The organism is Staphylococcus sp. 11262D007BW (assembly GCF_053547815.1).
The window spans coordinates 1,999,505-2,013,357 of record NZ_JBPWPJ010000001.1 but is presented as its reverse complement, the minus strand read 5'-3'; the positions used below and the strand labels follow the sequence as shown (position 1 = coordinate 2,013,357).

Sequence of the window (13,853 nt, the reverse complement as noted above, 5' to 3'; positions counted from 1 at the left end):
ATAAAACCCATTTTTATAATAGATCCTCACCCCCGTTTTACTTTTCTTTTTAAAAGTTTGGTAAAATGGGGGTATGTTTTTTAAAAAGGAGAGATTGTTAAAGTTGAAAATTAAAACATTTGCAAAACTTACGACTAAAAAATTAGATGAAGAAGTAAATGACTTTTGTGCTCATGCGAATATCAAAGTGATCGATATTCAAATTAATGTGACTTGGTTATTTGTTACAGCTACAGTAATTTATGAAGATTAATTTTTGGAATATTCTTTAAATAAATACAGTTGAGTAGTTGTTTAGAAACAAAATCTCGATTATTTATAACTCATTTTCTTATTCAAAACATATGCTATGATATAGAGCGAGGTGAATGTGATGAATATTCGTGATATCGCTAAGCTTGCTGGTGTGTCAAAAAGTACGGTGTCTCGCTATTTGAATGGTGGTTCAATCAGCCAAAAGACGCGTGAAAAAATTGAGCGTGTGGTGAAAGAGACACGATATAGTCCGAACCAATTTGCACAAAGCTTAAAGGCGAAGCGGACTCAAATGATGGGGGTTATTGTGCCTCGTCTAAGTTCTTATGCGTCGAATCAAACGTTATATGGTATTGAAACGTATTTAAGACTGAAAAAATATCAAACGATCATTGTGAATACGGATTTAAATAAACAGCTTGAAATTGATGCGATTTATACCCTTGCGAAAAATAAAGTGGACGGTATTATCTTTTTGGCGACAACATTAACTGATGAGCACATTGCCGCAATACGTGCGATAGATGTGCCTGTGATATTAGTCGGTCAATCATATGAAGGGATTCCTTCGATTGTTCAAAATGACTATGAAGCGGGGCGTTTAATGGGACGTTATTTTGGTGAAAGACAGTTTGAACGTATCGCTTATTTAGGCGTGGATACATCTGATGAAGCGGTTGGTGTGCATAGACGACGTGGTGTATTAGATGGTTTAGCAGAATATCAATTACAGGCCGATACGCATACAACAACGTTTAAATTAAACGATGCTAAAGTTCAATCTGAATCATTCATAGACCAATATGATGCGATTGTTTGTGCTACGGATAATATTGCTTTGGGTGTATTAAAGACAGCACTAGATCATCATATTCATGTACCGACAACACTATCCATCTCAGGTTTTGGCGGATATGAAACGACGTCGATTGTCACACCTAGAATCACAACGATTGTCTTTCCATATGAGGCAACGGGACGTCTTGCAGCACAATCAATGTTGCAATTGTTAAACGATGAATTAGTCCCAGATCTCCAATGTATGGATTTCTTTATAGATGAAAAAGAAAGCGTTGACATTTATCAAAATCGTACGTAGTATTTTGATAAAGGATGTTTTCTTTTAATATATTTTGGTACCGGTTCCAAAATATGAAATGTAACGAACATAGTAGACACGTATAAGAAAATAGAGCTTGAAAGAAGTGATAAAATGGCAAAGTTATATGCAATTGGAGAAGCATTAATTGATTTTATTCCGCAAACAAGAGATGTTGAACTTAAGGATGTGAAAGGGTTTGAACCACAAGTTGGTGGAGCGCCTGCAAATGTTGCGAGCAGTGTGGCCGCACTAGGAGGGCAGTCTGCCCTGATCACTCAATTAGGACAGGATGCGTTTGGTGATCTCATTACAGAAACGCTTTCTAACCAAGGTGTAGAGACTACTTATATTTATCGCACAGAAGCAGCAAATACAGGTCTGGCATTTGTAAGTTTAACCGCTGCAGGGGAACGAGATTTTGCATTTTATCGTAAACCTTCAGCTGATATGTTGCTTGAGCCATCGACGATTAATATGAACTTTCAATCAGATGATATCCTTCACTTTTGTTCAGTCGATCTCATTGACGCACCAATGAAACAAGCTCATGTAGAAGCAATTAAACAAATGGAAGCAGCACAAGGAACGATTGTATTCGATCCGAATCTAAGATTTCCTTTATGGCCTTCAGTAGAAGCATTACAAGAAACGGTAATGGCATTTATGCCTAAAGCGCATATCGTTAAAATTGCAGATGAGGAATTGCCATATTTAACAGGCAGTCAAGATCCAGCGTCCATTCAACAACTATTTAAAGGAAATACTGAAGTTATTATTTATACAGAAGGCGCAAAAGGGGCATCTATTTATACAAAACAAGGTAAAATTGCTGAGCATAGTGGCTATAAAGTAACGGTAACAGATACTACGGGTGCAGGAGATGCATTTATTGGTTCAATCATTTATCAATTATTAAATGCAGCTACCGATGGCGAGTATTCTCACTATATTCAACAACACGCTGAAGCATTACTTACATTTAGCAATGCTGTGAGTGCACTGTCCATTACTAAAAAAGGCGCAATTGAAAGTTTACCGAATTTAGAAGAAGTACAGGGCTTCATCCAATCATAAGGGGGGACAGATTATGGCTATGTCAGATCAACAAATCGCAAAACAAGTGATAGAAGCAGTCGGAGGAGAAGACAATATTAAGTCTATTGCACACTGTGCTACGCGGCTGCGTATTGTACTACACGATAAAGAAAAAGTGAATCAGGAACAGATTGAAAACACAGATAAGGTGAAAGGGGCGTTCTACAATTCAGGACAGTATCAAGTGATATTTGGCACAGGGACTGTCAATAAAATATACAATGCTGTCGAAGAATTAGGCGTGACGGGTCAGTCAACGAACGATGTGAAACAAGAAGCGAAAAAGCAAGGCAATGCATTCCAACGTGCGATTAGAACATTTGGTGATGTATTTGTGCCAATCATTCCAGTTCTTGTAGCCACTGGTTTATTTATGGGACTACGCGGTGTGCTCATGAATGAACAAATTTTAGCTTGGTTTGGGCTTACACCTGAGGCCATCTCACCGAATTTTATCCTATTCACACAAGTGTTAACGGATACAGCTTTTGCGTTTTTACCAGCACTTGTCGCTTGGAGTGCATTTAAAGTATTTGGTGGTAGTCCGGTACTTGGTATTGTGTTAGGGCTCATGCTTGTCAGTCCAGCGTTACCTAATGCCTATGAAGTGGGCGAGGGTTCAGCAGAAGCAATAAAATTCCTTGGGTTTATTCCGGTAGTGGGATACCAAGGCTCTGTATTACCTGCCTTTTTCGTTGGATTGATTGGTGCTAAATTTGAGCGATTTTTACGTAAACGTATCCCTGATGCGATTGATTTAATTGTTACCCCGTTTCTAACGTTACTCGTGATGATTACATTAGGTTTATTCATTATTGGTCCAATTTTCCATGGATTAGAAACACTCATTTTAGCGGGTACTACTTGGGTGCTTGCCTTACCATTTGGTATTGCAGGATTACTCATTGGCTTTTTCCATCAAATTATCGTTGTCACTGGTGTACACCACATTTTTAACTTTATGGAAATTCAATTACTAGAAGAATTTAAATATAATGAGTTTAACCCAATTATCTCAGCAGCAATGACAGCACAAGGCGCGGCCACTGTAGCGGTAGGTCTAAAAACGAAACAGAAAAAGTTGAAAGCCTTAGCCTTACCTTCAGCCTTTTCAGCGTTTTTAGGTATTACAGAACCTGCCATCTTTGGGGTGAATTTAAGATATTTTAAACCATTTGTTTGTGGCTTAATTGGTGGCGCAGTTGGTGGTTTCTTAGCGTCACTCTTCCATCTAAAAGCGTCAGGTATGGCGATTACTGTATTACCAGGTATGTTGTTATTCATTGAAGACATTGGCCAATTGCCATTGTATCTACTCGTGTTAATTGTGTCATTCGTAGTTGGATTCGTATTAACATGGTTCTTTGGTTATAGCGACAAAATGGCTAAAGCAATTCGCAATGCCTCATAGAATATAATTAGAAAACACCCAAGCGGTTCATCGTTTGGGTGTTTTTAAAATTGGATTTAATTTGTGTTGCGTAATCGTTTTATTATCAGACTCGATTTGTTTGATGAGTGTCTCTACAATCGCCTCCGCAATTTCTTCTAAAGGTACGCCAACCATACTGTAATTTAAATGTTCAGAGGTCATCGTTGCTAGATAATCATAGCTAACGATCGTATGCGCGTGTGGATCAAAATGTTGTTGTTTATAAAGTGCTTTTAGAATATCTGCACTGCCACAAAATATACCCTCCTTCAAGGTATGTTGATTTAAATAATCCTTGATTGTTAAATAAGCCTCTTCTTCTACCAAAGACGTGGTATCTAAAATATCATAATCTATTTGGTGTGCTTTACATTGATTAATAAATTGTTGATATTTCAATTTTTGACGTAAATCTCGGTCATCCATACAACCGATATATGTAATATTGCGAATATGTTGTTTAGCAAAATGAGAGATAGCAAGTTCTACAGAGACTTCATGGTTACTATCAATCACAGAATAAGGGAGATCACGCATAATCCCATAAGCCACCGTTGGGATGTGTGAATAAATAGATTCGCCAATGAGGGTCTCATCGCCACTATCAAATATTAATAAGCCGTCCACCCTAAAATTTAAAAATTGTTTGGCGGCTGTTTCAATATCATCGACAGCTACAAGCATCGTATAGCCATATTTTTTAATTTGTTTATTAATTTCTTTGATTAACGTATTAATAGCACTTCTCACAAACGAAGGCCAAATGAGTCCAATTGTCTTAGTGGTTTGATTCACTAAACTACGCGCTTGAACATTTGGGGTATAATTCATTTCTTGGGCTTTTTTCTGAATGATTTGCATTGTTTTATCATTAACTAGCGGAGAGTTGCGTAATGCTTTACTGACGGTTGAGTAGCTGAAACCACTTGCTATAGCGATGTCTTTAATGGTAACGGACATAGGCATCCCCCTTATTTTGGTTGTAAATTAATAGAACTCTATGTATATTTACCATGTAAAGCTTACAATAAATTCAAAGGAATGATAATTAAAATGGTATCTTTGCATGATATTGATCGAAAGATTGAAAACTGGATTTATCGCACAAGTGAATATGTTGATAACAACATGCATACACTGACGGTCGACACAAAAACGCACGAATTTGACTTAGTGACAGATATCGATCAGTATATTCAAAATGATTTTGAACAATTTATTAAACAGCACTTTCCCGCGCATCAAGTCATTGGAGAAGAAAAAGATAATCACTTAATCTCAGCAGATAAAGGCTATGTTTGGGCGATCGACCCAATCGATGGCACAACAAACCTTGTTAAACTGAGAAAAGAATACTGTCTTGTTTTAAGTTTATTCAAAAATGGCTCCCCTTTATTAGCTTACACTTATGATTTTTACCAAGATCATCTTTATAAAGCCATCGTCAATGAAGGTGTCTTTTTAAATGGAAACCCCCTCACACTCCAACCATATCATCACTTTAAAGAAGGTATGATCTCTTTTAATCCGACATTAGTATCAAATGAATTATTTAAAGCATTAATAGCCGAAGCACACGGGTTTAGATTTAATGGCTCAGGTGGGTTAGAAGCGATTAAAGTTATCAATGGCAGCTATATTGCGAGTATTGATTTTAACGCCAGTCTCTGGGATATGAGTGCTCAAATTTTGTTTGCCAAAGAGTTAGGACTAATTGTCTCTGGTTTAAACGGTAACACGATTGATATTAACAATGTGCAGGGTGCGGTCATTTCTTACCCAGTAGCGCATCAATCGATTATTAAGGCGCTGAAAGCCTATACACAACGTTAGCTTTACAGTTTCTATGAACAAATTTAACAATCTCTTAATAAGGCTTCTTTACACTATTTTATGAGGAGACTTCAATTGGGAGGAAAAATATGAAGCGTTTAATTTTTTTATTGCTATTAACAACGTTGTTAATTGTTTCTGCAGGTTTTAGTGCATCGACCTCAAATGATAAATTAATTGTTTATACAAACTCTGGTGACAACGGTAGAGGTCAATGGCTCACAGAAGAAGCTAAAAAAGCAGGATTTGACATTAAAGTTGTTCAAATTGGAGGAACGACTTTAGTGAATCGTCTTCTTGCTGAAAAAACAAACCCAGTAGCGGATGTCACATTCGGAATGTCTCAAATGGACTGGAAAAAAATAGAAAATGCTCAAGGTTTAGTACCATACAAACCTGATTGGACAAATGAAATTGATCCAAATACGCCTGGCATGTCTAAATCGTATTCATATAATCCTTTAGTAGAGCAAAGAACGGTCATGTTATATAACTCAAACGCATTTAATGACAAGGATGCACCTAAATCATATAAAGATTTATACACTCAATCGAAATATAAAGGTCAATACGCCGTACCATCAGCAGTATCAAGGTCAACTGATCGCAAAATGATTATTAGTATTTTAGCGCCCTATATCGATGAAGATGATCCCAATGCTGAACTAGGTGTTAAACCAGAAGGATGGAAAGCATTGCATCAATACTTTGATAATGGGTATAAAACACCAGCTTCTGAAGACAGTTTTTCTAATTTAGCAGAAAATAAAGTACCTATTTCCTATGAGTTCTCGTCTGGAGTAGAAGGCAAAGAACAAGAAATGGACTTTAAAGCGGCTTTAATGAAACCTGAAGAAGGATTAAATAGTGGTATTGAATCAGTTGGCATAATGAATAAAGGGAAAGATCATGATTATTCTAAAGCAAAAGCATTTGTGAATTGGTTTGGGTCAGCTGACGTTCAAAAGCAATGGGCGGAAAAGTTTGGCACCTACCCAATGAATGTGAAAGCGAGAGAAGGTAGCAATCCTAGAATTAATGAATTTATTAATCAAACAGAGCGCCAACACATTGATGAAGATGTTGTGAATAAATACAGTGAACAATGGATGGAAAAAGTAGAATTAGAATATTTATGATTGAGGGAGCATAACATGATTAAATTAGAAAATGTATCTGTGCAATTTGGTGATTTTACAGCAGTAGAAGATGTCAATATTGAAGTGAAGGAAGGGGAGTTTTTTACCTTATTAGGTTCATCTGGATCAGGTAAGTCTACCACATTACGTGCCATTGCGGGTCTTAATCATATTTCAAAGGGTGAAGTGTATATCGATGGAGAACCCATCTCACATAAACCAGTTGATAAGCGCGGCATTGGGATGGTCTTTCAAAGTTACGCCCTTTTTCCTTCAATGAATGTGTACGATAATATCGCGTTTGGACTTAAGGTTCAAAAGAAAAATAAAAAATTTATTTCAGAACGCGTCAAGTCTTTAGCGAGCATTGTAGAATTGACTGATGCTCAATTACAAAAAGAGGTGTCTGAACTGTCTGGTGGCCAACAACAACGTGTGGCGATTGCGCGTGGCTTAGCGCAAAATCCTAAAGTATTATTGTTAGACGAACCGCTGTCTAACCTGGATGCCAGATTAAGAAAACAATTACGTCGAGACTTAAAATATATTCAACAGCAATATGGCATTACGATGATTTATGTCACACATGATCAAGATGAAGCGTTAACTTTATCAGATCAAATTGCCATCTTTAGTCAGGGTAAAATCGAACAAATTGGTTCACCGGAAACATTATATTTTCATCCTAAAACAGAATTTGTGAATAATTTCCTTGGAGAAACAAATCAACTGAATGAAGCCATCAAATCCGAAATCAATCAACAAACCGATACGCACTTTGATGCGAATCACGCTTGTTATATTAGAGAAGAGTATATAGATTTCAAACCCACTACCTCCCAACAAGACGTTGCGCTCAAGGCGGATGTGATGGACGTTGAATTTTTAGGGTCAACTTATCGATTAGTTCTTGATGTGTTAGGTCAGACGATGACAACGTTTATTAAGTCAGCAATTTCGAACAGTAATACGGTGCCAAAGATTGGGGAAACGATAGATATTTATATTAATCCAAAGCATATTTTGGTATTTGACCAAAATGGAGGGTTAATCAATGACTGATTTATTAAGAAAAAATGGACGCCAAATTCTTGTTTATTTCATATTTGCAGTCATTCTTTGGTTTATTTTGTCATTTTTAATCATACCGAATATCCAAATTGTAATGACAACGCTTTTTCCAAACGGTGAATTTTCAACGAGAGCATTTGAAAAAATTACGGAATCCAAAAGGGCAATGGATAGTTTGAAAAATAGTTTTATCCTTGCCATCTGTTTGTCCGTTACTGCTAATATTGTCGGTGTTTTATTGGTGCTCTTTACTGAATATTTTAAAATCAAAGGCGCCAAAATCTTATTTTTAGGTTATGGCAGTACCTTGATTTTTGGGGGACTTATTTTAGCAAATGCCTATCAATACATTTATGGAGAAAGTGGCATCATAACACAAATGTTGTTAGCCGTTTTTCCGAATATGGATCCCAATTGGTTTTCAGGGTTTCCAGCTGTGCTTTTTACAATGACATTTGCAACGACGTCTCTTCATCTCATTTTACTTAGAGATGCGTTTAAAACCATAGATTTTCAAACGATTGAAGCAGCCAAAAATTTAGGTGCGAATCAATTTACGATTATTTTTAAAATCGTTATTCCAGCCTTGAAGCCCTATTTGTTAACTTTAACGATACTATTATTCCAAAGTGGGTTAGGTGCCATGTCAGCACCGCTCATTTTAGGTGGGGATGCCTTTCAAACCATTACACCGATGATTTTAAACTTTTCAAATATCCCTTCATCTCGAGATATTGCAGCACTACTTTCAATTATTCTAGGGGTAGCCCAAGTCATCTTATTATTAGTCACTTTAAGAATTGAACGGAAGACACGTGTGAAAAGTGGATCCAAAGTCAAAACGAAATTCATTAAACAAAAGATTCAAAACCCTATCGTTAATGTAATCATGCATATCGTGGCTTGGGGATTATTTATCATTTATCTTTTACCACTTGTGATTTTAGTGCTTTATACCTTTATGCCAGTTAAACACATTACGAGTGGTGTAATTGATTTTTCAGCGTTCACATTACAAAACTACAAAGACGTATTAATGACACCAGAAGGGTATCATCCATTCTTAGTATCACTAGGTTATTCTATTATTGCTTCAGTGATTACCGTTATATTTATCGTCATGATTGGACGTTTTATTACTACAAAACGAAACAAATTTACAGAATGTCTAGAGATGTTACTTTATATTCCTTGGTTATTGCCGAGTGTGCTTTTCGCATTAGGTTTAATTTTAACGTATAACTTACCGAAGTTTTGGGTAGGTCAGCAAATTTTGACGGGGACACCAGTGATTATGCTGATTGCCTACATTATTATAAATATTCCATTCACATTACGAATTGTGAAATCTTCCTATGCAGGAGTGGATCAAAATTTAGAAGATGCGTCTAAAATCTTAGGCGCAACGCCTTGGATCACATTTAAAAAAGTAATTATGCCAGTCATTTTACCTACTGTTTTAGCAGTAACCGCATTGAATATCAATAATTTATTACAAAACTTTGATGTTTCATTATTTTTATATCATCCATTGTATGAGCCATTAGGAGTGACCATTTATAATGCTTCAAATTCACCAACGTTACCTAATGCACCAGCACTTAGCCTTGTTTATTCATTATTATTAATGGTCATTAACGGTATAATTTTATATTTTGTGTATGGAAAAGGGACTAAAATGAACCAAATTAAATAGAAAGGTGACATAAAATGACACAAGTTTATACTCAGCGTTTGAATCAATTATTAGATCAAAATAAGACGCTTATTGCTGCACATCAAGGAATGGCAACAGGAGGCATTGTCTATAATACGTATCATGCTATGAAAGCGGCTATTAAAAATGGCGCACAATTTGTAGAATTTGACGTTACGCAATCTTTAGACGGCACGTTTTATATCATGCATGAAGGCGAAGAAACATTACGTATGAACTTGGATCGCAAGTTAAAAGATATGCATGATGAAGAGATTCGACAATATACGCTTGTGAATATGAACGGGGACCCGGCAGAACCAGTTAATACATTGGACGAATTTATGACAAACATGAAACAACATCCAGATGTGTTACTCCATGTTGATCATGTAGATATTTGGAAACGTGTCATATTAGAAGCATTAGATACGTATGAAGACCAACGTGATCAAATTATGGTTAAGATTAATGCTTCCAACCGTGAAGCAATTCAAGACTTAGACCATCATCCTGTTAAATATATGACGATTGTAGTCGTAAAAAATGTTGAAGAATTAGAGTATATTTTAGAATTAAACGATGAGATTAATATCGTGGGGATACAGCTTTCTTTTAAAACATTGGATGATGCACATATCCAACCAGATGTATTAAAACGGTTGAAATCTTTAGGCTATTTTACCCATGTGAATGCGATGAATTTTCCGCATGATACCAAAAATGCATTTTATGACGATGATACTTCTGTTTTAGATGATCCAGATCAAGGCTGGGGGAAACTCATTGACATGGGATTTGACGTCATACTTACAGATTGGACTTTTTTATTGAATCAATATATAAACACTAGAAAAGTATAAATATTTTTTTACACCCAAGCGGTTCATCGTTTGGGTGTTTTTTTAATTTTCACTATAAATCGCGATGTCACAACGATTCGACAAGGTGTGTCATAATAATAGTGGAACTAATAGAAATTCAACGATTTTAGAGAAGGAGTGGAAACAATGAAGTTTGATGAGAAAAATATCGATTTACAGACTATTATTAAAGATGAAGTACATAAGTATTTAACAAGAGATATTAGCGAATTGCCTGCCACTCAACAAGCACCACGTGAACTGCGCGAAAAATATGAGTACATGGATATTCCAAGTGAAGGGCGCAATGTTTATGACGTACTCAAAGATTTAAATAATGAAGTGTTGAATTATTTATATCGTCCTAATCATCCACGTGCGTTTTCGTTTATTCCAGGCCCAGCTTCTCAATTATCGTGGTTAGGTGATATTTTAACGACAGCTAATAATATTCATGCGTCTAATTTTTCAAATGCGACATTACCTATTAATATCGAACGTAATTTAATCAATTATTTAGCTGGAAAAATTGGCTATGACGTCAAACCATCTGGTGGTGTGTTTGTCTCTGGTGGTTCTATGGCTAATTTAACAGCAATTGTTGCGGCACGAGATGCGCAAGTGGATTTAGCAGATATGAAACATGCGACTGTCTATTTAACATCTCAAACGCATCACTCCGTCGGTAAAGCATTACATGTAGCAGGATTTTTAAAGAAAAATATCCGTAAAATTGACTATAATGAAGACTTCACAATGAACACGACGCATTTAAAAGAGACAGTGGCTAACGATATTGATGCAGGATATCAACCAGCTATCGTCATTGCAACAGCTGGAACGACGAATACTGGCGCAGTAGATGACTTTACAGCTATCGCAGACATTTGTGAGATGTTTAATCTTTGGTTACACGTCGATGGTGCGTATGGCTTGTCTCATCTTTTATCCAATAAAACCCATCATTTATTTGAAGGGGTGCATCGTTCAGATAGTGTAGGCTGGGATGCGCATAAGTTACTTTTCCAAACTTATAGTTGCGCAATGGTAGTTGTTAAAGAGAAACAGCATTTAATGAATAGTTATAGTGAGGAAGCGGAATATTTAGATGATATTACTTCTGATGAAGATGTGATTGATCCGGAAATGTTAGGTATCGAATTAACACGTCCTGCGAGAGCTTTAAAACTTTGGATTACCTTTCAAGTCATTGGTGAAGATGAAATACGAGAGCGCATCGAATATGGGGAAGGTTTAGCGGAATACGCAGAAGATTATGTCTCACGTATCGATCATTGGCGCATTGCTTCTCATGCCAACTTGTCTATTGTGAATTTTAGATATGAATATCCAGATTTAACGGAAGCAGAAAATGATCAACTCAACAGTATTGCTGCCCAAAAAATTGCAGATTCAGGGTTCGCAATAGCGTATACGACAGTATTAAACAATCAACGCGTGATTCGTTTATGTACTACAAATCCAACAACGACATATGATGATATTAAAGAAACGATTAATCGTCTTAACAGTTATATTGTTGAAATGGATACAAAAGAACTTAAATAAGCATAATATCAAACAGACCAAGGCACTTACATGCTTGGTCTGTTTTTTCTGGACACCGTTAGTCGATTTCCTAGAGAATTAATACTTTATGTCTCCACCCCTTTGCTTAAAACAAAGGTTTGCGTTAAGGTATTTTGATGAGTATAAGCAAAATATCATTATAACCCTTGATACAAAAGGGTTTTGAGCATTTTTTAGTATTTATCTAGTTGACATAACGTGATTTGTTAACGCAAAAAATCCGAAATTTTGAGTTAAGGACAGATGAATGCCCCCTAAAGCATGATTGATGTAGGGGGTTATTTTTGTTTTATAAAGCATTTAAGATAACCTAAATTTAATGATTAACCTCTACTTAATTATATTTAATAAATATTTTGGTATATTTTTTGGTGTAATATAGAAAAAAGAAGAAAAGTATTATATCATTATATAGAATTAATTAAAAGATAGGGGTAGTGTTATGAAATGTAGTCATTGTGGGAACTCGGTTAGTGCGGACGATCAATTTTGTATGCATTGTGGCCATAAGATTGAAAAACAAGCGGAACCTCAAAAGACAGTGAAATCGTCTCAAAAGCAATGTCCAAAGTGTTCAGCGGATATAGGGGAGAACGATCATTTTTGCGTTAATTGTGGCCATCAGCTTCAAAATAGGGAGGAAGCTGAAACGGCGCAGGTTAACCAAAGTGTGCATGTGCAACAATCCTCTGAAATGAAAGAAGCAGAAAATGACAGTGCTAAGCGTGTTAATTTAACAGAAGAAGCTAAATCTTTATTTGCGACGACAACAGAATCTATTGGTAAGTTAGCAGGGAATGAAGAACGATTAAATGTCAATTTAAAAGATATGTTTTCAGAAGTGTTTAAAGTGCACTCAAAAGACGAAGCGGATCAAATTTTCATTGCTGGGACTAAAAATACCACGCCGGCTTTAGATGAAGTGTCAGAAGAATGGGGCAAACCGTGGGTGTTTTCACGTGTCTTTTTAGCATTTGCGGTAACTTTTTTAGGACTATGGATTGTGGTAACGTCTTTTGATAATGATAGAGCGTTACCAGGCTTGATATTTATTGGCGCATTAACCGTGCCGTTATCAGGTTTAATCTTTTTCTTTGAATCGAATGCTTTTAAAAATATAAGCCTACTAGAAGTGCTCAAAATGTTTTTTGTAGGCGGGGTCTTTTCTTTAATTAGTACATTGATTTTATATGAGTTTGTGACATTTAGTGATGAGTATTACTTCTTTGGCATAATGACACCATTTGATGCATTTCTGGTTGGTTTAGTTGAGGAATTAGGTAAGGCGCTCATTATTATTTATTTCATCAATAAGCGTAAGACGAATAAAATTTTAAATGGATTATTGATCGGTGGTGCGATTGGCGCAGGATTTGCGATGTTTGAATCGGCAGGCTATATTTTAGAGTTTGGTGAGGACAATATTAGTTTTCTAATTGATGTGGTATTTACGAGAGCATGGACAGCGATTGGTTCTCATTTAGTATGGTCAGCTATTATTGGTGCAGCGATTGTCATTGCGAAAGAACAGCAACACTTCACTTTTAATAGTGTGCTAGATAAACGTTTCTTATTTTTCTTCTTTACGTCAGTGGTTTTACACGGTATATGGGATACATATGTTCGTGCATTGAGTAGTTTTAATTTAAAATTTATTTTATTAAGTGTTGTTGCGTGGATTATTGTTTTCGTCTTAATGAAAGCAGGATTGAAGCAAGTTAACGTATTGCAAGAAGAAGCGCGTCAGTTAAAGTCAACAGGCCCTGTTGAATGATTG

Annotated in this window: 12 protein-coding genes; 11 read left to right on the top strand and 1 reads right to left on the bottom strand. The window is 36.1% G+C overall.

Annotation, left to right across the window (positions count from 1 at the left end; all coding sequences use genetic code 11):
- Window positions 1-103: 103 nt before the first annotated feature.
- The 4 genes from ACEE93_RS09790 to ACEE93_RS09775 all read left to right on the top strand — a co-directional run bounded on the left by ACEE93_RS09790 (window position 104) and on the right by ACEE93_RS09775 (window position 3,863).
- The gene (locus ACEE93_RS09790) at window positions 104-253 is read left to right on the top strand and encodes a hypothetical protein (RefSeq protein ID WP_449154425.1); all 150 of its coding nucleotides are present in this window, start codon (window positions 104-106) and stop codon (window positions 251-253) included.
- 120 nt (window positions 254-373) lie between these two features.
- Window positions 374-1,354, top strand: coding sequence for a LacI family DNA-binding transcriptional regulator (locus ACEE93_RS09785; protein ID WP_449154424.1), 981 nt, complete (start codon window positions 374-376; stop codon window positions 1,352-1,354).
- 114 nt (window positions 1,355-1,468) lie between these two features.
- Window positions 1,469-2,431, top strand: coding sequence for a carbohydrate kinase family protein (locus ACEE93_RS09780; RefSeq protein WP_449154423.1), 963 nt, complete (start codon window positions 1,469-1,471; stop codon window positions 2,429-2,431).
- Window positions 2,432-2,444: 13 nt separating this feature from the next.
- Complete coding sequence (locus ACEE93_RS09775) at window positions 2,445-3,863, top strand: sucrose-specific PTS transporter subunit IIBC (RefSeq protein ID WP_449154422.1); 1,419 nt, start codon at window positions 2,445-2,447, stop codon at window positions 3,861-3,863.
- A 27-nt stretch (window positions 3,864-3,890) separates the two neighbouring features.
- On the opposite strand, the gene ACEE93_RS09770 is transcribed toward ACEE93_RS09775, so the two are convergent.
- Window positions 3,891-4,844, bottom strand: a complete 954-nt coding sequence (locus tag ACEE93_RS09770; RefSeq protein WP_449154421.1) for a LacI family DNA-binding transcriptional regulator — start codon at window positions 4,842-4,844, stop codon at window positions 3,891-3,893.
- 93 nt (window positions 4,845-4,937) lie between these two features.
- On the opposite strand from ACEE93_RS09770, the gene ACEE93_RS09765 reads away from it, so the two are divergent.
- The 7 genes from ACEE93_RS09765 (at window position 4,938) to ACEE93_RS09735 (ending at window position 13,850) form a co-directional block, all read left to right on the top strand.
- Window positions 4,938-5,717: an inositol monophosphatase family protein gene (locus tag ACEE93_RS09765; RefSeq protein ID WP_449154420.1), complete on the top strand. Its 780-nt coding sequence runs from the start codon at window positions 4,938-4,940 to the stop codon at window positions 5,715-5,717.
- 89 nt (window positions 5,718-5,806) lie between these two features.
- Window positions 5,807-6,856 (top strand): extracellular solute-binding protein, encoded by a 1,050-nt coding sequence (locus ACEE93_RS09760; protein ID WP_449154419.1) that lies wholly within the window; start codon window positions 5,807-5,809, stop codon window positions 6,854-6,856.
- Window positions 6,857-6,871: 15 nt separating this feature from the next.
- On the top strand, window positions 6,872-7,918 hold the full coding sequence (locus ACEE93_RS09755; RefSeq protein WP_449154418.1) for an ABC transporter ATP-binding protein: 1,047 nt from the start codon (window positions 6,872-6,874) through the stop codon (window positions 7,916-7,918).
- Window positions 7,911-9,623 carry an ABC transporter permease gene (locus ACEE93_RS09750; protein WP_449154417.1) on the top strand — a complete coding sequence of 571 codons (1,713 nt, stop codon included), beginning with the start codon at window positions 7,911-7,913 and terminating at the stop codon, window positions 9,621-9,623. The genes ACEE93_RS09755 and ACEE93_RS09750 overlap by 8 nt, the downstream gene beginning before the upstream one ends.
- 14 nt (window positions 9,624-9,637) lie before the next feature.
- Window positions 9,638-10,486, top strand: a complete 849-nt coding sequence (locus ACEE93_RS09745) for a glycerophosphodiester phosphodiesterase (protein WP_449154416.1) — start codon at window positions 9,638-9,640, stop codon at window positions 10,484-10,486.
- A 147-nt stretch (window positions 10,487-10,633) separates the two neighbouring features.
- Window positions 10,634-12,055, top strand: a complete 1,422-nt coding sequence (locus ACEE93_RS09740) for a pyridoxal phosphate-dependent decarboxylase family protein (protein WP_449154415.1) — start codon at window positions 10,634-10,636, stop codon at window positions 12,053-12,055.
- A gap of 463 nt (window positions 12,056-12,518) precedes the next feature.
- Window positions 12,519-13,850, top strand: a complete 1,332-nt coding sequence (locus ACEE93_RS09735; RefSeq protein WP_449154414.1) for a PrsW family glutamic-type intramembrane protease — start codon at window positions 12,519-12,521, stop codon at window positions 13,848-13,850.
- Window positions 13,851-13,853: the final 3 nt, after the last annotated feature.